Below are 23,035 nucleotides of genomic sequence, written 5' to 3' on the forward strand. Positions count from 1 at the left end.
CAATTTGCTCTGGTTTTTTATTTGATTTCGATTGAGTTTTTATATCGGATTATGCGATTTTTTTTGCTATTTGAGGCGATTCAATGATATAATTAATGTAGGTGATATTATGTTAGGTAATTATGAAAAACAAATGTATGGGACAAAAGAAATCGATGTCTTTGTGCCCTACACTTTAAACGGACTATTTATAACGTCTAAGAAAGACAGTAGAATCGATCAATTGGTTCATGAAATTGATGAATTATTACCAATTGAAACCCCACTTAACAAAACCTTTTATAAGCTTTTGTTAAGCCAGGAAGTCATTGATTCGTATCGATTGACAGGAAGTAACTATGAATTAGCTGATTTATACGCACCTTCAGGATTTAACTTATTCCATAAAGACTTAATGGAGATGTTAGATGTGTATGAGTATGCGCCACAGCATATGAAAAAAATAGGTTACGCAAATCGTTACTTAAAAGACTTGCACTATGCAATGTTTCAAAATCATTTCCAATTTTACCCAGGTGAATTTCGTAAGGTTCAATCGTTTGTTGGTCAATCGATTGAAAAAGCAACTTATATACCCCCTAATCCAAATGATATGATCGGGTTGATGGATGAAATGGAATTGTTTATGTACCGTGATGATGTGAGTGTCTATGTGAGATCTGCGCTGCTTTATTATCAAATCGCAACCGCATTACCATTTCTAATCGGTAATTTGGAACTTGCACGACTGACAAGTCAACTTTATTTAATGGAGTTTGATGGAATCAAACACTATATTCCATTATCCAGACATTTGACTATAGCGGAAGAAAAAAGGGAAGAAGCCAGACTAACAGGCGATTTAAATGGCTTTATTATCTATTTTCTTGAAGCAATAAAGAGCGCTGTTATTGATGCAAAACGCATGATTAAAGGCTATAACGCATTGAAAATCAAACAAGAAAAATTAATAGAAAAATCAGCACACACAATTTATCAAAAACGTCGATTGTTAGAAATGTTACACGTGAGCCATCGTGTGGTGTACTTAGAAAATGAACCTTTACAAGAACAGTTTAACGTACTCTCAAAAACAATTATTAAGCGGTACAGAGATTTAATGGAACTCGGTATTATTAGTAAAAAATCAACCTACTTTTCAAACCAATATTTTAATAAAGCAATGCTCAAATTATTTCAATGAAAAACGTTAAGCTTAAAATAATCGCAGGAAAATATAAAAACCGTACGCTGGTGAGTTACTCAGAAGAAACTAGAGAAACCTCAAGTATGGTTAGAGGAGCTGTCTTCAATATGTTGTTTCAAGTCCAAGGCATTGGACTTGATTTATTTAGTGGTTCTGGCGCTTACGGCTTTGAAGGATTAAGTAGGGGTCTTTCAAAGGTTTATCTAAATGATCAAGACATGCTAGCGTATCGTTCATTAAGAGAGAACAAGGATTCCTTAAAAGTAGATAATGAGTGCGTGATAACGAATCTAGATTATCAAAAAGCAATTGAGTACTATCAAAAAAACGGCATCAGGTTTGATTATATTTTTCTAGACCCACCTTATAAAATGACAAACATTGAACATTTATTTGACGTTGTTTCTCTAATTGTAAAAAATCAGACAGTGATAGTCATTGAAGTTGAGAAAAAAACTCAATTACCCGAGTCTTATACTCAGTTCAGTTTATTAAAAGAAAAAGTACATGGCATCAAGAAAATCGGCGTGTATCAATATCATGAAAAATAAGACAGTGATTCATTGGGTGATCTCAATTTTGACAATTACCTATCTGATATTTTTAGCATCAAGACCAATCAATACCGATTTAATGATAAAGACAAATCTGATTTTAATCCGGTTAAGCCTGGGAATTCTAATCACAATAGTCGTGATTAATTTGCCATTTCAAGTCGGCATTAAATGGAAAAAATGGATTGATTATTCAACGGTTATCTTTTTAATCATCATGATGATTCTCGGAATATTTTTTTCATCTAATCAGTTTTGGCATGTGATAAACTCAAACTTATGTGCATCAAGAAAAACAGGATTTTCGATTAGCTACGGTATATCGGCAGTCATATTATGTTTATTAACAATTCGTTTAATAAAAAAGTATATTAAAAAGTAAAAAACGCACTTAATGTGCGTTTTTACTTTCAGACTGCTTAGCGTTCTGCGATTGCTCCTACAGGGCAAACTTCTTGGCAAGCGCCACAATCGATGCAAATACTTTCGTCAATCACATAGATGTCGCCTTCGCTAATGCAATCAACTGGACATTCTGCTTGGCATGAGCCACAAGCAATACATGTGTCATTAATCCATCTTGGCATAATTATCACTCCTTACTATTATTTTAAACGATGTCAAGCAAAATGTAAATAGAAAATATCCTTTAAGGTATTTATCTCGATATTGTTGCATTTAAAAGATAGATTTAGTAAAATAGATATGGCTATTAAAGGAGTGTGACTAATATGGATATTAAACTATGGCAAGCAATTATTTACATCGTTCTAGCATTAATTATTGGTGCGGCTGCGGGATTCTTTATCGCAAGAGCATGGTTCAAGAATTATTTGAAGAAAAATCCACCTGTAAACGAGCGTATGATTCGTGAAATGATGAGACAAATGGGTAGAACACCTTCTGAAAAACAAGTAAGACAAGTAATGAGTTCGATGAATCAAGTAAAATAAGGTGCTACGCACCTTTTTATTTTACCTGACGTATAAATGTGATAAAATAGTTTAGAAGGTAGGTAGATGATATGAAATCGTATTTAAAAGCATTGATTGTTCTAACCATTTTCTCCTATTTTAATCTTATGTTATTAAACTATCAAATTAGAACCGATGGGTTAGAATCCATACACCCATTTTGGACTATTTCGATTTTATTTAGTGCAATAGCAACACTGATTGGATTTACTGAGACACTAAAACACATTCGTCGTTTCACTTTTTTGGATTTATTGCTAAAAATTAGCATCATTTTTATTGCTTTTCGTGCAACAAATGCTGTGTTTGATACATATTTGATTCTAAACATTTTAACAATTCCATTGTTTATTGCAAACATTTTAGTGGAATCGTTTATGATCATTGATTATAATCGCTATCTCGAAGACAAAGAGATTATTGACATTTCATACATAAAAATGATTGAAGAAACTCAAAAAAATCCAGAGTTATCGTATGATATTCAAGTGAAGTACATTAATGCAATCAAGTATACCAGAACCGTAGCAAACATCTTAACAAGTAGTTTCTTACTAATCATTGCTGTTGCTGCGGCTATTTCGATTCTTAAGTACCATGATTTGATTGCTGGTATCTTACTTGGGATAACCATCATAGTATCACTTGTTATATTCCTACTTATTAATGCAAATCTATTTAAAAATCATTTAAGAATTAAAAGTAGTCAAAATAAACGGCGCATCTATTTGAATCTAGTACTAACATTAATACTCTATATATTAATTGGAGCAACAATTGCAGTTGTTTCGATTAAAGAATTATCAACCGAAGTTTATCTGGTCATTATTTTATGGTTTGCTTTAATGATTCCGATTGCAATGACCAATAACCGTATTGCAACAATTTGGTTAGACAAAATCAACAAAAAAACGCTCTTATAATGAGCGTTTCTTTTTTATGATTTCTTTTTAAAACTCATTTTGTTTTCTGTACCGTTAAGTAGACGTTTGTAGTTATCTTTATGTCTCACAAAAATGAAAATAACGAGTAGTGTATAAAAAACAAACATAAACATTTCTTCATAGAGTCTGCCTTGGACCAATAATTGAACCAATGTGGATATTAAAACAACTAATGCCGCAATCGTTGAACCTAAAGAAGCATATTTTGTGATTGCAACAACGATAATATAGGCAAGTATACATAATACACCTGGAATTGGTGTTAAGACAAGAACGACACCACAGGAAGCTGCAACGGCTTTTCCACCTTTGAAGCCGATATAAAGTGGGAATGTGTGTCCAAGAATCGCTGTGACACCAAACAAAATTTCGTAATTGAACGATTGATTAAAAATGGTTATGTAAGTTGACATGTCACCAACTAAGTGACCCATCAAACGAACCAACAAGATTGGTAGCGCACCTTTTAGTGCATCGAGTAGAAATACAAGGATTCCAAGCTTAATGCCCATCACTCTAATTGCATTTGATGTTCCAATGTTTTTTGAACCATGTTCACGCAAATCAATCCCCATAAATACTTTTGAAACAATAATGCCACTCGGTATCGATCCAATCAAATATGATGCGATAAATAAACCGATTTGTAATAAGATAATCTCCATATTTTCACCCCTGTACAAAATAATTATATCACTTGTTAAAAAAAAACCAACTAAAATATATAAAAACCACTATATGACTATGTTTTGTGTTGTTAAAAAGTAAGCGTTTTGGTATAATATAGATACGAAAAGTAGGGAATGATTTAATGGAAGACATCAAAAAAAATTATACAGAAGATTCAATACAAATACTAGAAGGCTTAGAGGCAGTTCGTAAACGTCCTGGGATGTATATCGGCTCTACTGATGCAAGAGGCTTGCATCATCTAGTTTGGGAAATTGTTGATAATGCAATTGACGAAGCTCTATCTGGGTATGGAAATGAAATCAATGTAACAATCAAAAACGACAATAGCATCGAAATTAATGATTTTGGTCGAGGATTACCGTATCGATTACACAAGAGCGGCAGACCTACGACAGAAGTCATTTTTACTGTTCTACACGCCGGAGGTAAGTTCTCAGTTGAGGGCGGCTATAAAGTCTCCGGTGGTTTACATGGTGTAGGGGCATCGGTAGTAAACGCACTATCGCAGTTTTTAGAGGTAACTATCTACCGTGATGGCTTAATCCACAAACAACGTTTTTCAGAAGGTGGCAAAGTAATATCCCCTTTAGAGGAAGTTGGAAAAACCAAGCGCACGGGAACATCAATTTGGTTCAAACCTGACCCAAAGATTTTTTCAACGACGTTATATAACTATGAGACAATTCGTGATCGCATCAGAGAAAGTGCTTTTTTAATTAAGAACATTAAAATTACACTAAACGATGAAAGAAATAACATGAAAGAAGTATTTCAATACCAACGTGGTATCAGTGAATACGTTGAGTTTCTAAATAAGGGTAAAACCACATACCATGACGTTAAGGATTTAGAAGGTGTTTATCAAATCAATAAAACAAGTGCCATTGAAGTTGAAACGGCATTTCAATTTACGAATCAATACAGCGAAACGCTGATTTCATTTGTAAATAATGTACGCACACGTGATGGCGGTACGCACGAAACCGGATTTAAATCTGCCTCAACTAGAGCAATTAATGACTATGCAAGAAAATACGGATTCTTAAAAGAAAAGGACGCTAATCTTGATGGTGTTGACATTCGTGAGGGCATTACGGCTGTAATATCGATTAGAATACCTGAAGCATTTCTCGAATTTGAAGGACAAACAAAATCGAAATTAGGTTCGCCTGAGGCAAGAAATGCAATGGAAGCCATCATCTATGAAAAACTAACCTACTATCTAGAAGAAAACGCTGAGTTTTCAAGTGGTGTGATCAAACGTTCGATTGACGCCTATAAAGTAAGAGAAGCTGCAAGAAAAGCCAGAGATGACGCAAGAAGTGACAAAAAGAAAAATAAAAAAGAAGTCACACTAAGTGGTAAACTAACACCTGCACAGGGAAAAGATAAAACAAAGAATGAATTATTCTTAGTTGAGGGTGATTCAGCTGGTGGGTCTGCAAAACAAGGTAGAGACCGCCGTTTTCAAGCCATCTTACCATTGAGAGGTAAGGTTATTAATACTGAAAAGGCAAACGTTGATGCGATTCTAAAAAATGAAGAAATAAACACGATTATTCACACCATTGGTGCGGATTTTGGTGCTGATTTTGACGTTGAAAAATCAAATTACTCTAAAGTCATTATTATGACCGATGCGGATACGGATGGTGCACACATCCAAGTCCTATTATTAACGTTTTTCTTTCGCTATATGAAACCACTAGTTGAAGCGGGTAAGCTTTATCTTGCTTGTCCACCACTATATAAAATCACAATCAAAAAAGGATCTAAATCCGAAGTTCATTACGCTTGGGATGACATAGAACTAAAAAAATATACGCAATCAAGCAATAATTTTATGCTGCAACGATACAAAGGGTTGGGCGAAATGAATTTCGATCAACTTTGGGAAACAACCATGGATCCTAAGACTCGATCATTAATCCAAGTTAAAATTGATGACGAAAGCGAAGCTGAAAAGCGCGTTTCTATTTTGATGGGCGATCAAGTTGCACCAAGAAGGACCTGGATTGAAAATAACGTCGATTTTGTTGACGAAGATGACTATCAAATCAATAAGGAGGCAATGTATGAGTAAGAAAGACATCAAAACACGCATTGATGACTTCATTGAAGAAAAAATAGTAACTGAAAAACTCGAAGACATTGTCGGTGATCGATTTGGTAGGTATTCAAAATACATTATTCAAGATCGAGCCTTACCGGATGCAAGAGACGGGTTAAAACCAGTTCAACGCCGCATTCTTTATGCCATGTACAAAATGGGTATGGGTTCAGATAAACCTTATAAAAAGTCAGCAAGAATCGCTGGTGAGGTTATGGGGAAATACCACCCACATGGTGACTCCTCAATCTATGAGGCAATGGTTCGTATGAGCCAATACTTCAAAATGGGTGTTACACTCGTAGATATGCATGGAAATAATGGTTCGATTGATGGTGATTCCGCAGCTGCTATGCGTTACACTGAGGCAAGGCTATCAAAAGAAGCGGAAGCACTTCTTGCTGATATAGAAAAAAGAACCGTGCCATTTATCCCGAATTTTGATGATGAAGAACTTGAACCTACGGTGCTTCCAGCAAAGTTTCCAAATCTTCTTGTCAATGGGGCAGCTGGTATTAGTAGTGGTTACGCAACTAAAATTCCACCTCATAACCTAAAAGAAGTCATCAAGGCGACAATTGAAAAAATTGATAAGCCAAACGTGTCTATCGATAAAATCTTACAAATTGTCACTGGACCTGATTTTCCAACAGGAGCGATTGTACAAGGAAAAGAAGGCATAAGACAAGCACTTGAAACCGGCGCAGGAAAAGTAATTGTACGATCTAAAACGGTCTACGAACAAATGGCTAAAGATCAAGTTAGAATTGTTGTTGAAGAAATACCCTACGAAGTCAATAAAGCCGAATTAGTTCGCTCTATTGACCTTTTAAGAGTCGATAAAAAGCTAGAAGATATCTTAGAAGTCAGAGACGAATCTGATAGAGAAGGCTTACGCATCTCCATTGAACTAAAAAAAGGCGCAAACGCCGATATGGTGTTAAACTACTTATTTAAGAATACAGACTTACAAGTAAATTATAATTACAACATGGTTGCGATTTCTCATCAAAGACCCGTACAAATGGGCATTATGGAGATATTAGATAGCTATATAAACCACCAAAAAGAAGTCATCACCAACCGCTCAAATTTCGATTTAGACCGGGCTGAAAAACGTCTTCACATCGTTTCAGGCTTAATAAAAATGGTCGATATTGTTGAAGAAGTTATTAAAACAATTCGTGGATCAAAAAATAAGTCAAACTCGAAGGATAATTTGATTAAACAATTTGGCTTTACCGATTTACAAGCTGAGGCCATTGTAACACTTCAACTTTATCGATTATCGTCGACCGATATCGATCAACTAATCAAAGAATCAAATGAGCTTGATGAACGCATTTTATGGCTTAAGGACGTACTTTCTGATGAGCAAAAACTATTAAGTGTCATAAAAAAAGAACTTAGAGAAGTATCTAATAAACTCGGTACAGATCGTAAGACACTCATTGAAGATGAAATTGAAGCGATAAAAATCGAAAAAGCAGACTTAATTGCGGATGAACAGGTTCGTGTTGGTATCACAAAAGATGGCTACATTAAACGTGCTAATTTACGTAGTTATACAGCCTCAAAACAACCAGGACTAAAAGAAAATGATGGCATGTTGTTTAACCAAGAGGTTTCAACAAAAGATACCCTTCTCATGTTTACAACTAAGGGCAACTACATTTTTATGCCTGTTTATGAATTAGAAGAGAGCAAATGGAAAGATCTAGGTGCATACATCAATAACATTATTTCAATCGAAAAAGATGAGTATATTATTAAGGTATTCTCTATTTCTGATTTTGAAACAAATCAGTACTTTCTTTTAACGACTGAACATGGTTTAATTAAACAAGTACTTTTAAAAGACTTTTTAGTCACTCGATATTCTAAAACCATTCGAGCAATGAAAGTTGCCTCAAGTGACGAATTAACGAGTGTTGAACTTGGGCCTAAAAGTAGCGTTATTGTTTTTACAAAACGCGCTCAAGTCTTACGTTTTCCATCCGCTGAGGTTCCGATTTATGGCACACAGTCTGGTGGCATCAAATCATTGAAAATTGCTGCCAATGACAAGGTGGTTAAAGCCATTTATGCAGCAACATCGGATGACTTCCTTGTTTTAACCCATTTAGGGAATATAAGAAGAGAGCGAGTTGTCAATATGCCGCTAAACAAGCGCTTAAGGACACCGATAACCTTGTTTAGTGAACGTAAGAAAAATCCGCACTTTATTAGAGACGTTGCTCGCTTAACCACACAGCAGGATAAAGAAGATTCTATGATTTTAGTGTCCTGTAAAAAAGGTAGTCTTGAGTTTCCTATCTCTGAGTTGAAGCCCTCGGTTGCTGAATATGGACGTGCTTATGTTAATGAAGAAGAGTTTGGAAAAGCATTATTCATCAATGTAGACGCCCCAATTGAAAATGTTGAAGAACAAGATATACTAGATGCAGGTGAACTCATTCAAGAAGTTCGCGCAAAAAAAGAAACAAAACGTAAAGAACCAATTGACCACGCATCAGTTGAAGCACCAAAAGACGAATTAGTCGAAGATAAGAAAATACATATTAAGAAATTGTCCCTGTTTGATGAGGACGATTGGAAGGAGTAATATGATAAACATAAGATTTAATGACTCTGTCGTTCAATTTGAACCTGGAGTCACACTTGAGGACGTTAAAAATCACTTAGGTGTCGTTGCCTATGCAGCAACTGTAAACAACCGCATAAGAGAACTAACTTATAAACTAACCAAAGATTGTGACGTTGTGTTCTTTGATTTGAGCAATAGAGACGCTGTGCGAATCTATGAAGCAAGTTTAAGATACGTTATCGCTATGGCCGTGAAAAACATCTACCCTGAGGTTACTGTAAAGTTTAATTATAGTGTCTCACGCTCAATTTTAGGTGTACTAGAAAATCTAGGCCACAAAATTGATCGTCCAACTGTAAAAAAAATTGAAGCAGAAGTAAGACGTCTTGTGTCACTTGATTTGCCAATAAAACGCAAAAAAATGGATTTAGAAGACGCCATCGCTTACTATAAAGAAGTCGGTTATCATGACAAAGTCGAAGTCTTAAAATATCGTGATGAAGAGGATGTCAACATGTATATTTGTGGTGACTATGTCAACTACATGTTTGGCTACATGGTGCCATCAACGTCCTATTTAACGGAATTTGTTCTGGCATTGTATCACCCAGGGTTTATTATTCAATACCCAAGAAGTGAAATGGGCGGAATAATTCCTGAATTTGATGACGCACCAATTTTTGCAAAAACCATTAAAGAAGCAACCAAATGGGGAAAAATCATCGAAGGTGATACAATTGCAAAAATGAATAGTTACGTTGAAAGAAAACTAGAGGCTGAGTTCATTAATATGTGTGAAACTAGACACAATAGACAATTAACTGATCTTGGTGATCGAATTGAAAAAGAAATTGACTCAATTCGTTTAATTGCGATTGCAGGGCCATCTTCAAGTGGTAAAACAACGTTTTCAACCCGCTTAAGGATTGAATTATTAAGTCGCGGAATCAAACCACTGATGATTTCAATCGATGATTATTATCAACCAAAAACACAAGCACCTAAAGATGAATTTGGTGCACCAGATCTAGAACACATTGAAGCGTTGGACGTTAATTTATTTGATGAACAAATGCTAGCACTAATTCAAGGTGAAAAAGTGACACTTCCACATTTTAATTTTAAAGTTGGTCAAAGAGAACCAGGTAGAACTGTCCAAATTGATGAGAATACGCCAATCATTATTGAAGGTATTCATGCGCTAAATGACCGTTTAACGCATTCAGTACCACAACACCAAAAGTATAAGATCTTCATTGCGCCGCAAACTCAATTGCACATTGATGATCATACACCAATTAGCTTTACGGATTTACGCTTATTAAGACGAATTGTACGTGATCAAAAATATAGAAACTCACCTGCGGAAGAAACTATCTCAATGTGGGGATCTGTAAGACGCGGTGAATTCAAATGGATTTATCCATATCAAGAACAGGCTAATTTCGTCTTTAATTCTGAGTTATCATACGAGTTAGCGGTTTTAAGAAAACACGCTTTTAAGACATTAAATGCAATACCTAGAGATTCAGAATATTTCATTACAGCAAACCGATTACTCAAATTCTTGAAATATTTTAAAGAAATTGATGATGAATTAGTACCTAATAACTCGCTGCTTAGAGAATTTATCGGCGGTTCCGTTTTTCACGTATAGTAATTTAACGATAAGGGAGGGGTCATTTTGAAGTGTTTAACCAATATGGAACGCATTCATATGCCTTCAGATTTAGTCATTCAACTATTTAAGTTATACGAATCCAAAGGTCAATCGTTTTATTATAAACAATTATTTCAGCGTGACGATGAAGTTATGGCTAGAAACACCTTAGAAACAGACATAAACTCAATTGCTTACTATTTAGACCTAAACTTGACCTCAGCACGTATTAAACTGCTTAGTGATGCAAAAAAAGAGTACGTAACTAAGAATAAAGAAGAAACATTACTTTACAACATTAAAGAGGCACTTGCTTTGATTCAATCAATTGGAGATACCTTTGAGATGACTAGTAATGAAGTTAAAGATCTTTCAATCACTTTGTTTAGAAACTATAAAGACATTCGCCTAAAAACTAATCCAAGAGCAAAAATACCTAAATTAGCGAAGGATTTTGAGGATTTTAGTACCGATGAGCAATTACAACGCCTTATTAAAGAGTTTAATTCAGTAAAAAAAACTGGTAAATACGAAGTCATTCAATTAATAACTAACTTTTATATAGATTTCATTAAACTGGATTTATTTACAGAGAAAAACGATGTTCTTGCATTAATACTAGTTTATACGATGCTTTCCAAAGAGTTTAAAGTATGCCGATATGAAAGTTTTTTCGAGAAGTTATTACCTAAAAAAGCACAATTCGAAACGGCATTTATACAAGCAAGTTTCAATTGGATTGAGGGGTTTTCTCAAACTGAAGCCCTCTCAAGAGTCTTTATTTCAGTCATGCACGAAATGCATGAAGATGTGAAAATAAAAGCTCACGAATATGAATTTGAGCGTAAGATGAATAAAGCTGACAGTATTGAAAACACAATTTTGAAAGGTCCTCATGTCTTTTCTAAAAGTGAGATAAGAGATCAGCACCCATACGCCAGTGATGCAACAATCAATCGTACCTTAATCAGTATGAAGGAGCGTGGTGTTATTAGACCACTCGGAAATGGTCGCTCAGCTAAGTGGCAACGACTTGCTTCGAAACAAGAAAAATTCACTCCAACTCAACTCAACATATTTAATGAGGAATAAAGGATTACGATAAATTCAAAATTAGAATCTAATCATGTATATACCCCAAATGGTATTTATGATGATCAGATTCTTTTTTTTGTTATTCTATAACATGAATAAAAAGTCATAATTAACACGAGTTAAATAACAACTAAATGTTTACACGAATAGGTGTAACTTATATCGACTACAAAGGATGAGTCGTTGATTCAATAAGTGTATGTAAAGGAACACAAACTAAAAGACACACCCTATGGCATGTAAAGAAGTAGTAGTAGAAAATGAAAATCAATGAAAAACAAAGCAAAAACAACGTATCAGAAAACCATGTAATCAATCATCAAGCAACAAAATAGTCATTTTCTAATGGAGTGTCTCTCTAATTCATTAAATGATATATTATCAACTATATGAGTATTATTAAAATGCTATTTAGGCATGAATAGGGTTCACAATATATATAAGGAACAATATTGTAGTATCTTTTAATTCAATAAGAGTACTCTTTATAATTTTGTATTTGTTCCTATAATGTATATTATGTTAACCGGGTAATTATGGCTTTATTATGCTAACGTGGGTTTTAGTGTGGTTAAGTTTATAATCACATGTTTCTAGACTTTGGGCTGCTGCCCATGTGGTAGGTGTTTTTAATCTTGTTTTTTGATTGATTTTTGACCATTCAACATTTTTATCATTTGGTGAGTAATTAATTCAACACTTTGCTTAACACTATGGTAAAATATGCTTGGTGATATAATGGAAAACAAAAAAATACTGATCGTCTTTACAGGTGGTACCATCTCAATGTCTTCAGATTCACAGACGTCTAAATCAGTGATCTCTAGCAATGAATCGGATTTAATATTAAAAATTAGAAAGCGCTTTCAAAATATTGAGCTTTTGACCTTGGTATATTCTATGAAACCGTCCCCTTCGATTACTAGTGTTGACATGCTAGAAATTGGAAAACTGATTAAAGATAAAATCGAGTCTGATCAAATTGATGGATGTGTAATTACTCATGGGACAGACACACTTGAAGAAACTGCTTTCTTCCTAGATATATTTTTGAGTACTCGGATTCCTGTGGTTTTAACTGGATCGATGCGTAATTTTTCAGAGCTAGGTTACGACGGATTTTCTAATTTGCTTTCAGCCATATTAGTTTCTGCTAACCCGCAAAGCTATGGACGAGGAACTCTTGTTGTTCTAAATGATGAAATCAATGCCGCTGTTGAAGTTACTAAAACTCATACCGTTTCTTTAGGGACATTCAAATCAATGGAATTTGGTCCTTTAGGAATCGTTGATGAACAGGAAGTGATTTATTATAGAGATTCTTCTTATCATCGTCAAAATTTAAGTCCTGTTCTACTAACATCTGAAGTTGAAATTGTTAAAGTTTACAGCGGTTCAAGTGGTCATTTAATTGACTATTTGATTAAGCAGCCAACGATTAAAGGCATTGTTTTAGAGGCGATGGGCAGGGGAAACATCCCGCCTATAATGGTTCCAAGTGTGATTAAAGCAATTAACAGAGGGGTCAAAGTTGTTTTAACCTCTAGATGTCCTATGGGTAGAGTTCGAGACTCCTATGGTTACGAAGGTGGTGGACATCACCTTAAACAAATCGGTGTTTTGTTTGCTGGTGATTTATCGAGTGTTAAAGCTCGTATTAAGTTAATGCTTGCTGTCAATTGTGCAAACGTTAACGTTGAAGATTACTTTGAACATTAAAAAAAACCTCTTAATTGAGGTTTTTTAATTTATTCAGGTTATTCTACACTAAGTTGATCAGAAGTCGATTCGTCTAAAGACGGAATATTCTTTTCTTTTTTAGACTTCTTTGCTCTTTTTTCTGGCTTACCTGAGCCATTTATAGCACTTACATCTGTTTCTTCGATTTTTTCATCATTTTTTTGGATTTGATCTTCTAATTCTGATTTTTCTAACTCGATATCTTTATTTTTTTCGATTTTTTCATCATCTTCAGTGAATGCAGTTTCTTCAACATCATTTGTTGATACAAGTGAGTTATTTTCAAAATTCTTGTCTATTTCTAATTGGGCTTGTTCAGTTAACTCATCAAATTTAATTGGATTCTCTTGAAAGAATGATTTAGCTTCCTCTTCGACGTTGCGTTTAATGACGTCAGTTTTTGCTTGTTCATAAGCTTCTTGAATGGCGATTAGTTTAATCTTTTCAAGTGCAAGCTCTTTTTCTTTCTTTAACAATTGTAATTCAGTTTCTCTTGTTTTATTGACTTTAAGTGCATCTTCCTGAATTCTGATTGAGTTTAATTGCGCCTCAGTTTCTTCAAGTTTGTACTTGATTGCGTCATGTTCTTTCTTTTGTTGTCTACGAATCTCAGATTCTTTTAAAGCTTTGTTAGTTGAATAGGCCATGTTTTGAAACATTTTCTTAAACGGTCTAAAGAGTAAACCAACAATTAATCCGATACGTTCAGCAAGATTATAGGTACCTTGCTCAAAGCGTTTCGCTTTGAGTTCTAGTTTCATTTGGTGTTTTTCTTTGTTAAATTCTTTTTTTAGATATTTGTTCGCATACTTAGGCTTGATGGCTTTCCTAAGGCCAATTTCGTTTTCTACGTAAATTTTAAATTTCTTATAACTTTTGCGATTTGAAAAAACAAATGGCTTCAAGTCATCCATCAGAAAATTTGTATTGTATTTACTTCGAGGCGCAATCATGATTGTTTTTTCTTCAATTGTTTTTGAAATGTTACGTCTCGCAATGCTGATCATATTGATTTGATTACTTGAAAATGACTTATTGATGACCGTTAGATGTAAATAGGTAAGACCATCGATCATTTGAATCATTTCTTTCATGTAGAATTCTTGTTCACCAACCTTGTTTGAAATACGGTTGAGTCGATATAGTTGAATTATCGAAAATAATGATAATAAAACTAAGCCTCCAATCGTGACGTAAAATTCAGGTGTTAAACTTTTTAACCATTCAATCATTATTTACAGGCCTCCTTTACAAGTGGTAAAAATGAGGTGCCGTGTTCAGTTTTCTTGACACCAAAGTTATCGGATATGGTTGCAGCTATATCTGCAAAAGTTTTAAATACGGGTAACTCATTTCCCGCTTTAATTTGATTTGCGAAGACAAGTAGTGGCACATACTCCCTCGTATGATCAGTACCGTGGTGTGTTGGATCGTTTCCATGGTCAGCAGTAATCATTAGAAGGTCATTTTCACCTAAATATGACATAAGTTCCGGCAATTGTGCGTCAAACGCTTCAATGGCTTTGCCATAGCCAATTGGGTCTCTACGGTGACCATATAAAGCATCAAAATCGACTAAGTTCAAGAAGCAAAGTCCTTTAAAATTACGGTTTTGAGCCATATCGATGATTTGATTCATGCCATCGGTATTCGAGACTGTGCGATGATACTCATTGATGCCTTCACCAACAAAAATGTCATTGATTTTACCCAGTGCAATCGAATCAAACCCCGCTTCATCTAAAAAGTTAAGCGTCGTTTTACCCGTTGGTTTTAATGCATAATCATGTCTGTTTGCAGTACGGACAAAAGAATTCTTATCCTTACCTAAAAATGGTCGTGCAATTACACGTGCAACTTTCCATTCCTCTTTCATTGTGATTTCTCTTGCAATTTCACAAATGCGATATTGCTCTTCAATTGGTATGATTTCTTCGTGCATTGCAATTTGTAGAACCGAATCTGCTGAGGTATAGACAATTAAATCGCCTGTCTTCATGTGTTGTTCACCAAGCTCAACCAGGATTTCTGTGCCACTAGCAGCAACGTTACCAATAATTTTTCTTCCTGTTTGTTTTTCGATTTCATCCAACAACGCCTTAGGAAAGCCAGTGTCGGTGAATGTTTGAAAAGGTTCTGTGATGTATAAGCCCATCATTTCCCAGTGTCCGGTCATTGTGTCTTTACCATTAGAAGCTTCTTGTATTTTTGTGTATAAACCTTTTGGTTGATTTACAGGTTCAACGTGATTAATTTTAGTGATGTTGGCATAACCTAATTGTTGTAAATTAGGGATGTTTAATTTCATTTTTTCTGATATATGTAAGATTGTGTTTGACCCAACGTCATTGTATTTATGAGCATCTGGCGCCTCACCACAACCTAAACTATCCATTACAATTAAAAAAATACGATCAAATTTCATTTAAATATTCTCCTTAGCTCTTGGATGACTTGATAAATACGCATCCTTAATATGTTTTTGACTGATGTGTGTGTAAATCTGTGTTGTTGATATGTCCTCATGACCTAAAAGCTCTTGTAGTGTTCTTAAGTCAACACCTGCTTCAAGCAAATGGGTCGCAAATGAGTGTCTTAGTGTGTGAGGCGAAACCTCTTTTGTAACCCCTGCTTCTTGAGCAATTTTTTTTAATATCTTAAAGAAACCTTGTCTTGAAAGTTTCTTACCGTTGACATTTAAGAATAGGTCAGCTGTTTTCATTTTAACGAGTAACTGACGACCGTTAGACAAGTATTTTCTTAACGCGATGATACTGATGTCCCCTAAGGGAACTTCACGTTCTTTATTGCCTTTACCTGTCACTCGAACGTAACCGGCAGTTAAATGAACGTCAGCGATTTGAAGATTCAAAAGCTCTGAAACACGAAGGCCAGATCCATAAATCAATTCAAGTAATGCAATATTGCGTAACGTTAGAGGGTCGTCCCCTTTCAATTGATTGATGATTTTAACGACATCCTCAATTGAAAGAACCTCAGGTAAGGATTTTTCTACTTTTGGCATTTCAATGGTTAAACTTACGTTATCGTCAGTTTCCTTTTCAATAACCAAAAATTGATGAAACCCTTTAATTGATGTTAGTTTTCTTGACATGCTCTTAGAACTTAAATTCTTTCTTTTCAAGGTTCTTAGATACGCTTCAATGTGTTTTTTTTCAATTTTATGCACTTTTGTGATGTTATGATACTTTTCTAAAAACAAGCGATATTGTTCTAAATCTCTTAGGTAAGCCGAAAGAGTATTCTCACTTAAACCTTTTTCACGCTTTAAGTAATAGCCATAGTCATTAATGACGTATTTCATATGAACACCTCAAATATTTGATTACCTAGTAAAATACCCTCTTTAGTTAATCTCAAGTAACCATTATCAATTTCGATTAGATGTAAATCAAAGAACTTTTTTAACTCACTGTATTTTTCGATAATGTCAACCTTAAACCGATCATTTAATTCATTGATATTAACGCCTTTAATCTTTCTTAGACCAAAGATTAACGCATCACTAAGAAGGGTTTCTTCCTCACAATGTATAATCTCTTTTGTAAACGTTTGATAATAATCAATTAAATTGCGATGGTTGTGATAGCGAATTTTGCCATCAAATCCATGCGCACCAGCACCAATGGCTAAATACGGTTCTAAACTCCAATACAATGAATTGTGTCTCGAATAAAGTTTGTTCTTGCAAAAATTAGAGATTTCATATTGTTCAAATCCAAGTTCGCTTAGTTTTTGCATGACATATAAATACATATCAGCTTCTAAATCACTGTCATTTTGAACAAAAAGACCTTGTTGATATTGATGATAGAATACGGTTTTTTCTTCTAAAATCAATGCGTAATAACTGACGTGATTGACATCGAGTTGTTTTAGCGTAGTTAAGTCATGTTCTATTGTCTTTATTGTTTGACCTGGAATTGAAAAGATTAAATCGATACTTATATTATCAATACCAAGCTTTTTTAAGTCATTAACTGCATAAAAAACATCAGATGTTTGATGTTTTCGCCCAATGTAATTTAAGATTCCTTGATCAAAGGACTGAACCCCTAAACTGATTCGGTTCACACCATATTCTTTAAAAAGTAATCCTTTTTCATGTGAATAACTTTCTGGATTAACTTCAATCGTATACTCGATTGGGTTCATGTCTTTAAAGAGTTCAAATAGTTTTCTTAGTTGATTCGTATCAAGCATACTTGGCGTACCACCACCAATATAAATTGTATCAAACAACTTATGATGGCTTGGGATAGTCATGTATTCTTTTTTTAAATTAATCGAGATATTCATCGATCATTTGTTTATTTTTCGGAACTCTTTTTGCAAAATCACAGTAGAAACATATGTGTTCGCAAAAAGGTATGTGTACGTATAAACCTTTCAAGGACATCACCTATAATCATTATAACATGGTTTACATAATATGGACTAGAAAAAAAAGAAAAAATACATTCATTTTTATGTCAAAAAGACACGTTTGAAGGTATTTTAGATGAATTTATTTTAAGACCTGATCGATTTCGTTTAACTCGTCTTCTGTAAATGTTAAGTTTTTAAGCGTTTCAAGATTTTCCTTTAACTGACTCATTTTTGAAACACTAATGAGTGCGGAAGTCATTTTTGGATTTCTTACTGCCCATGCAAGTGCCATTTGTGCGATGCTTTGATTTCTCTTTTTAGCAATTTCATTGAGTTTGATAAGTTTTTCTCGTAACGTTTCATCAATGTCTTTTTCATTTAAGAATTGAATGTAAGCTTTTTTAGCCCTTGAATCTTCAGGGATACCGCCAATATATTTATTGGTAAGTTTACCTTGTTGTAAGACACTAAAACAAATGGTACCTGCTTTTAGCTCTGTCTGAGTCTCAAGTAAGCCATCTTTCTCTATCCAACGATTCAACATCGAGTAGCTTGGTTGTGTAATGACGTATGGCACATTCAGTTCATCGAGTATTAAGTGTGCACGTCGGAGCTGCTCGCTATTGTAATTTGATAAACCAACGTATAAAGCTTTTCCTTGTAGAACGATGTCTCTTAAGGCTAACATTGTTTCTCTCAAATCCGTGTTTGGATCAAAACGGTGATGATAGAAAATATCAACGTAAGGGATACCAAGTCTTTTTAAGGATTGATCAATGCTTGCCATTAAGTATTTTCTTGAACCCCAATCACCATAAGGGCCTTCCCACATGAAATATCCGGCTTTCGTAGAGATAATAAACTCATCGCGATAGTTCATTAAACCATCGTTTAAAACGTTACCGAATAATTTTTCCGCGCTGCCTGGTGGCGGACCATAATTATTCGCTAAATCAAAATGTGTAATGCCGTTATTAAACGCTTCAAAAATGACGTTCTTACATTCTTCATAGTCATTGACTTCACCAAAGTTTAGCCATAAACCAAATGAGAAAATTGGTAGTTTTAGCCCGCTTTTACCTAATCGGCGGTATATCATTTTTTCGTAACGGTCTTTATTTGCTACAAACATATTTTCACTCTCCCTTTAATTTATTATAACACGTAATAGAGCGAAGATATTACCCTAATTATCTATGATTTTACCTAAAAATCGCCCGATTAGGTCATGGATGAGTTCGAATAATAGTAAGGGTTAAAAGAGATAAATAAAAGACCACGGGGATGATCGCCGTGATCTTAATTGAAAATCTTTTGTTATTCATCTGAATTTGATAGAATTGCCATGAAAGCTTCTTGTGGAATATCAACTGATCCAACCGCTTTCATACGTTTTTTACCTGCTTTTTGTTTTTCAAGCAATTTACGTTTACGTGAAATATCGCCACCATAACATTTAGCTAAAACGTCTTTGCGCATCGCTTTAATCGTTGAACGTGCAACAATTTTGTTCGATATTGCCGCTTGAACAGGAATCTCAAACATTTGACGTGGTATTAAGTCTTTTAGTTTTTCTGTGATGGCTTTTCCTCTAGCATACGCGAAGTCTCTATGAACGATGATTGATAAAGCATCGACAACTTCGCCATTTAATAGAATATCCATTTTTTGAAGTTTTGATACTTTATAGTCACTAATTTCATAGTCAAAAGACGCATAGCCCTTGGTCGAAGATTTTAGACGATCAAAGAAATCATAAACGATTTCTGATAATGGCAACTCATAACGTATTTGCACACGCGTTTTATCTAAATAGACCATGTCCATGAAAATTCCACGCTTCTTTTGACAAATGTCCATGATTGATCCTACAAATTCACTTGGACACATCATGGTTGCTTTAACGTAAGGTTCTTCAATCGATTCAACTTCTTGCGGTGTTGGAAGTTTCGAAGGGTTATCAATGATAATTTGATTTCCATTTGTTAGATTAATCTTGTATATAACCGATGGTGCAGTTGCGATTAAATCTATACCGAATTCTCTATCCAATCTTTCTTGAATAACTTCCATATGTAGTAGACCCAAGAAACCGGTTCTAAACCCAAACCCTAGCGCTTGTGATGTTTCTGGTTCATAGATTAATGAGGCATCATTAAGTGCCAATTTTTCTAGCGCGTCTTTTAAATCATTGTATTTTGCATTATCGACTGGATACAAGCCACAAAACACCACAGGGTTCATTTTACGGTAGCCAGGGAGCGCTGTTTTAGCTTTATTGTCTCTTAAGGTAATTGTATCACCCACACGTGCTTTATCGATGTCTTTGATAGCGGCTGTTAAGTAGCCAACATCACCGGCAGCCAGAAACTCTCTTTTTTCTTCTTTTGGTGTGTTTACACCAACTTCAATTACCTCAAATGTAGAGCCATTACTCATCATTTGAATGATATCGCCTTTCCTAACAATCCCATTAACAATTCTAATCGAAGGGATAACGCCACGATATTGATCGAAATAAGAGTCAAAAATTAGGGCTTGAAGAGGTTCGTCGATGGATCCTTTTGGTTCTGGGACCAAATGAACAATTTGTTCTAGAATTTCTTCAATACCGATACCGGATTTCGCACTTGCAAGTACAGCATCTTTGGCAGGAATCCCAATGACGTCCTCAATCTCTTGTTTAACACGATCTGGGTCGGCACTTGGTAAGTCAATTTTATTGATAACAGGAATGATCTCTAAGTCATTGTCTAGTGCTAAATAAACGTTTGCTAACGTTTGTGCTTGTATGCCTTGTGCAGCATCGACAACTAGAATAGCACCTTCACACGCCGCTAATGATCGTGAGACTTCATAGGTAAAATCGACGTGACCTGGGGTATCAATCAAATGAAAGGTATACGTATGCCCATCCTTTGATAGATACTCTAATTCAACCGCTGTTAATTTAATTGTTATTCCACGTTCTCTTTCTAAATCCATACCATCTAATAATTGAGCCTTCATTTCACGTGCTGATACACTTTTTGTTGACTCTAAAATTCGGTCAGCCAACGTAGACTTTCCGTGGTCGATATGGGCAATAATAGAAAAGTTTCTTATATATTTTTGTCTTTCGATAATTTGTTTTTTATCCACTGAATACACATCTCTTTCTAATCGTTAAAATTTTATCATTAAACGTTGTTTTTAGCAAGATATTTAAGTAACCAAGTCATTTTTAATCGAAAAAACGTTTTCATAAAATTAATATAAAAAGTTAGATTGCATTTTACTTGACAAAAAGATATAATAAGCCTGTAAGAAAACAATTCATAGGAGGAATTTAATAATGAAAAGAATTAGTTTACTACTATTATTAGTAGTTGCTACTTTTGGTTTGGCTTCTTGTAAAAAAGATGAACCAAAAGAGTTCGCAGTAGACGGCCAATTTACTGCTTATGAAGCACAAGTGCATTCAAATGGCGCACAACAAGTTACTTATGTAACAGTTACAATCAAAGATGGTAAAATCGATGGTTATAACATTGACGTAAGACAAGCTAAGAAAACTTCCACAGTTGAGGGTGAAGGTGACGCTGCTGTTACTAAATACACTTATACTTGGAATGAAAAAACCAAAAAACAACTTGGCGATGAATACGGAATGGCTACAAAAGAAGGCCAATTAGAATGGTTTGAACAAGCAGCTAAAATCGAAGCTTACTTATTAAAAAATGGCGTTGATTCATTAGATGGTGTTGCTACTGGTTCTGCTTTTGATCCATCAGTTGACGGCATGGCTGGTGTTACAATGAAAAATGCTTATACAGCTATCGCTAAAGAAGCTGTTGCATTAGCTAAAGAAGGTAAATTCCAAGCAATTTATTGCAGTGGTACTGATTTATATTCTGCTTCAATGAAAGTTGATTCAAAAGGTAAAGTGTCTGAATTAGTTCTTGACACACTACAAATGAACAAGACTGAAGCTGCTAAGGGCACTTTCGCTTGGAATGCTAAGACTAAACAACAATTAAAAGAAGAATACGGTATGAAAAATGTTGGTCCTGGATACAAATTGGTAGACGGCACATGGGTTGTTGATGGTAAATCACAAACTGAATGGTACGAACAAGCTAATCTCATTACTAAATATGTAATGGAAAAAGGTTGGAGCTCAGCTATCAAATCAATCAAAGGTCAAGGTTTATCAATCGATGGAACTACTATCGTTGATGGATATGCTGCTGTAACAGTTAAAACAGATACATACTACACAGTATTAGCTGACTTATTCGCTAAAGCTGGAAAATAATCTTACAAAATTCGAGTATTGGATGAGTCCAATACTCTTTTTTTCATTAAAATACAAAAAAAAGACTTTAAGGTCTTTTTTTGGGTGTCAATATGCATAAGCCATGTTCTGTTCTCTTTCGAGTGTAATCATTTATCTCTATTTCTAGCTCTGAAATGCATTCTGTTCTGCTTTCAAAGTGCCCCTACCAAAATTTGGGTTACTAGCTTGAGGGGTTTACCGCGTTTCATTCACTTGTTTCCAAGTGATTCGTTTCTGTGGCACTTTATGGTTCCTGCATAACCTAAGTCTTAGCAAGATTGCCGCCGTTACATCCGAAGATGTACCCTAAGTTATTGTTTCCTTAGGCACAAACACTACAACCATCACAGGTTGTGCTAGCATGGACTTTCCTAACCACCTAAGTGGCTCGATTACCTTCTACTGACTTGATTATATTAACCGATTTTAAAGAATAAGTCAATCACTATTTAATAATTACGTAGGTAATTCCTGGGTTTCCAATCATAAAGTCATGATCATTTTTTACATAATCACTATAAGTTCTAATTACCTCATCAAAACCTAATAGTTCTTTTCTTGCTTCTCCAGGAATAAAGTCTAGTATATTTCCTTTTTTTCTGTGGTTTCTAAGCGATTTGTGAACCAATTGTTTGATCGATCCACCTTCACCACTTGAGCCATACCCATGGATAATTTTAATTACTTTTTCCGATTGATTTTGTCTAATTAATTCAGCTAAACGCTTGCCTGCATCCAGTTTTGAAGGTAGATCTGCTTTAATATTATATGTTTTCATCGTATTT

At 34.7% G+C, this 23,035-nt stretch carries 19 protein-coding genes, 1 other RNA gene and 1 pseudogene; 11 read left to right on the forward strand and 10 right to left on the reverse strand.

What is annotated here, in order from left to right:
* Positions 1–109: 109 nt before the first annotated feature.
* The 3 genes from BN853_RS04450 to BN853_RS04460 are packed head-to-tail and all read left to right on the forward strand — an operon-like array spanning position 110 to position 2,122.
* The gene (locus BN853_RS04450; protein WP_030004757.1) at positions 110–1,183 is read left to right on the forward strand and encodes a Fic family protein; all 1,074 of its coding nucleotides are present in this window, start codon (positions 110–112) and stop codon (positions 1,181–1,183) included.
* Positions 1,180–1,737: a 16S rRNA (guanine(966)-N(2))-methyltransferase RsmD gene (gene rsmD, locus BN853_RS04455; protein WP_030004758.1), complete on the forward strand. Its 558-nt coding sequence runs from the start codon at positions 1,180–1,182 to the stop codon at positions 1,735–1,737. Before BN853_RS04450 ends, rsmD begins: the two co-directional genes overlap by 4 nt.
* Entirely contained in the window at positions 1,727–2,122 is a 396-nt protein-coding gene (locus BN853_RS04460; protein ID WP_030004759.1) for a hypothetical protein, read from the forward strand. Before rsmD ends, BN853_RS04460 begins: the two co-directional genes overlap by 11 nt.
* A 37-nt stretch (positions 2,123–2,159) precedes the next feature.
* Here the strand turns inward: BN853_RS04460 and BN853_RS04465 are convergent, their stop codons facing one another.
* Positions 2,160–2,327 carry a DUF362 domain-containing protein gene (locus tag BN853_RS04465; protein ID WP_030004760.1) on the reverse strand — a complete coding sequence of 56 codons (168 nt, stop codon included), beginning with the start codon at positions 2,325–2,327 and terminating at the stop codon, positions 2,160–2,162.
* A gap of 144 nt (positions 2,328–2,471) precedes the next feature.
* Here BN853_RS04465 and BN853_RS04470 point away from each other — a divergent pair, with 144 nt between their 5' ends.
* Together BN853_RS04470 and BN853_RS04475 are read left to right on the forward strand one after the other, a co-directional pair.
* The gene (locus BN853_RS04470; RefSeq protein WP_030004761.1) at positions 2,472–2,693 is read left to right on the forward strand and encodes a YneF family protein; all 222 of its coding nucleotides are present in this window, start codon (positions 2,472–2,474) and stop codon (positions 2,691–2,693) included.
* A 71-nt stretch (positions 2,694–2,764) separates the two neighbouring features.
* A complete protein-coding gene (locus tag BN853_RS04475; protein ID WP_030004762.1) occupies positions 2,765–3,637 on the forward strand; it encodes a hypothetical protein in 873 nt (290 codons plus the stop codon).
* A gap of 14 nt (positions 3,638–3,651) precedes the next feature.
* Here the strand turns inward: BN853_RS04475 and plsY are convergent, their stop codons facing one another.
* A complete protein-coding gene (gene plsY, locus BN853_RS04480; protein WP_030004763.1) occupies positions 3,652–4,323 on the reverse strand; it encodes a glycerol-3-phosphate 1-O-acyltransferase PlsY in 672 nt (223 codons plus the stop codon).
* Between the two features lie 146 nt (positions 4,324–4,469).
* Between plsY and parE the strand changes: the two genes are divergently transcribed.
* From parE to BN853_RS04505, 5 genes and pseudogenes are all read left to right on the forward strand, one after another.
* Positions 4,470–6,434, forward strand: a complete 1,965-nt coding sequence (gene parE, locus BN853_RS04485) for a DNA topoisomerase IV subunit B (protein ID WP_030004764.1) — start codon at positions 4,470–4,472, stop codon at positions 6,432–6,434.
* Positions 6,427–8,865 (forward strand): annotated as a pseudogene (gene parC, locus BN853_RS04490) (DNA topoisomerase IV subunit A); the annotation flags it as partial. The gene parE and the pseudogene parC, both read left to right, overlap by 8 nt.
* A 202-nt stretch (positions 8,866–9,067) precedes the next feature.
* Positions 9,068–10,705 (forward strand): nucleoside kinase, encoded by a 1,638-nt coding sequence (locus tag BN853_RS04495; protein WP_030004766.1) that lies wholly within the window; start codon positions 9,068–9,070, stop codon positions 10,703–10,705.
* A gap of 27 nt (positions 10,706–10,732) precedes the next feature.
* On the forward strand, positions 10,733–11,800 hold the full coding sequence (locus BN853_RS04500) for a hypothetical protein (protein ID WP_157869934.1): 1,068 nt from the start codon (positions 10,733–10,735) through the stop codon (positions 11,798–11,800).
* Positions 11,801–12,541: 741 nt separating this feature from the next.
* Positions 12,542–13,522, forward strand: a complete 981-nt coding sequence (locus BN853_RS04505) for an asparaginase (protein WP_030004768.1) — start codon at positions 12,542–12,544, stop codon at positions 13,520–13,522.
* Positions 13,523–13,560: 38 nt separating this feature from the next.
* On the opposite strand, the gene BN853_RS04510 is transcribed toward BN853_RS04505, so the two are convergent.
* From BN853_RS04510 to lepA, 6 genes are all read right to left on the reverse strand, one after another.
* Positions 13,561–14,775 (reverse strand): hypothetical protein, encoded by a 1,215-nt coding sequence (locus tag BN853_RS04510; RefSeq protein WP_030004769.1) that lies wholly within the window; start codon positions 14,773–14,775, stop codon positions 13,561–13,563.
* Positions 14,775–15,968, reverse strand: a complete 1,194-nt coding sequence (locus tag BN853_RS04515; RefSeq protein WP_030004770.1) for a phosphopentomutase — start codon at positions 15,966–15,968, stop codon at positions 14,775–14,777. Before BN853_RS04515 ends, BN853_RS04510 begins: the two co-directional genes overlap by 1 nt.
* A complete protein-coding gene (gene xerD, locus BN853_RS04520) occupies positions 15,969–16,868 on the reverse strand; it encodes a site-specific tyrosine recombinase XerD (protein ID WP_030004771.1) in 900 nt (299 codons plus the stop codon).
* Positions 16,865–17,863 (reverse strand): radical SAM family heme chaperone HemW, encoded by a 999-nt coding sequence (gene hemW / locus BN853_RS04525; protein ID WP_030004772.1) that lies wholly within the window; start codon positions 17,861–17,863, stop codon positions 16,865–16,867. The genes xerD and hemW overlap by 4 nt, the downstream gene beginning before the upstream one ends.
* A gap of 208 nt (positions 17,864–18,071) precedes the next feature.
* Entirely contained in the window at positions 18,072–19,064 is a 993-nt protein-coding gene (locus BN853_RS04530; protein WP_030004773.1) for an aldo/keto reductase, read from the reverse strand.
* Positions 19,065–19,249: 185 nt separating this feature from the next.
* Positions 19,250–21,073, reverse strand: coding sequence for a translation elongation factor 4 (gene lepA / locus BN853_RS04535; RefSeq protein ID WP_030004774.1), 1,824 nt, complete (start codon positions 21,071–21,073; stop codon positions 19,250–19,252).
* 193 nt (positions 21,074–21,266) lie between these two features.
* Here lepA and BN853_RS04540 point away from each other — a divergent pair, with 193 nt between their 5' ends.
* Complete coding sequence (locus BN853_RS04540) at positions 21,267–22,229, forward strand: hypothetical protein (protein WP_030004775.1); 963 nt, start codon at positions 21,267–21,269, stop codon at positions 22,227–22,229.
* Positions 22,230–22,321: 92 nt separating this feature from the next.
* On the opposite strand, the gene rnpB is transcribed toward BN853_RS04540, so the two are convergent.
* Together rnpB and BN853_RS04545 are read right to left on the reverse strand one after the other, a co-directional pair.
* An RNA gene (gene rnpB / locus BN853_RS08745) (RNase P RNA component class B) lies at positions 22,322–22,654 on the reverse strand.
* A gap of 41 nt (positions 22,655–22,695) precedes the next feature.
* Positions 22,696–23,028: a MutS protein gene (locus tag BN853_RS04545; protein ID WP_030004776.1), complete on the reverse strand. Its 333-nt coding sequence runs from the start codon at positions 23,026–23,028 to the stop codon at positions 22,696–22,698.
* Positions 23,029–23,035 lie beyond the last annotated feature (7 nt).

This window comes from Paracholeplasma brassicae (assembly GCF_000967915.1).
Classification (GTDB): domain Bacteria; phylum Bacillota_I; class Bacilli_A; order Acholeplasmatales; family UBA5453; genus Paracholeplasma; species Paracholeplasma brassicae.

Coding starts and splice junctions, on each gene's coding strand:
- BN853_RS04510 (WP_030004769.1), bottom strand. CDS start 14,775: ATGATTGAATGGTTAAAAAGTTTAACACCTGAATTTTACGTCACGATT.
- BN853_RS04495 (WP_030004766.1), top strand. CDS start 9,068: ATGATAAACATAAGATTTAATGACTCTGTCGTTCAATTTGAACCTGGA.
- rsmD (WP_030004758.1), top strand. CDS start 1,180: ATGAAAAACGTTAAGCTTAAAATAATCGCAGGAAAATATAAAAACCGT.
- plsY (WP_030004763.1), bottom strand. CDS start 4,323: ATGGAGATTATCTTATTACAAATCGGTTTATTTATCGCATCATATTTG.
- BN853_RS04470 (WP_030004761.1), top strand. CDS start 2,472: ATGGATATTAAACTATGGCAAGCAATTATTTACATCGTTCTAGCATTA.
- BN853_RS04450 (WP_030004757.1), top strand. CDS start 110: ATGTTAGGTAATTATGAAAAACAAATGTATGGGACAAAAGAAATCGAT.
- BN853_RS04505 (WP_030004768.1), top strand. CDS start 12,542: ATGGAAAACAAAAAAATACTGATCGTCTTTACAGGTGGTACCATCTCA.
- BN853_RS04465 (WP_030004760.1), bottom strand. CDS start 2,327: ATGCCAAGATGGATTAATGACACATGTATTGCTTGTGGCTCATGCCAA.
- BN853_RS04460 (WP_030004759.1), top strand. CDS start 1,727: ATGAAAAATAAGACAGTGATTCATTGGGTGATCTCAATTTTGACAATT.
- hemW (WP_030004772.1), bottom strand. CDS start 17,863: ATGAATATCTCGATTAATTTAAAAAAAGAATACATGACTATCCCAAGC.
- parE (WP_030004764.1), top strand. CDS start 4,470: ATGGAAGACATCAAAAAAAATTATACAGAAGATTCAATACAAATACTA.
- xerD (WP_030004771.1), bottom strand. CDS start 16,868: ATGAAATACGTCATTAATGACTATGGCTATTACTTAAAGCGTGAAAAA.
- BN853_RS04545 (WP_030004776.1), bottom strand. CDS start 23,028: ATGAAAACATATAATATTAAAGCAGATCTACCTTCAAAACTGGATGCA.
- BN853_RS04515 (WP_030004770.1), bottom strand. CDS start 15,968: ATGAAATTTGATCGTATTTTTTTAATTGTAATGGATAGTTTAGGTTGT.
- BN853_RS04540 (WP_030004775.1), top strand. CDS start 21,267: ATGAAAAGAATTAGTTTACTACTATTATTAGTAGTTGCTACTTTTGGT.
- BN853_RS04475 (WP_030004762.1), top strand. CDS start 2,765: ATGAAATCGTATTTAAAAGCATTGATTGTTCTAACCATTTTCTCCTAT.
- BN853_RS04530 (WP_030004773.1), bottom strand. CDS start 19,064: ATGTTTGTAGCAAATAAAGACCGTTACGAAAAAATGATATACCGCCGA.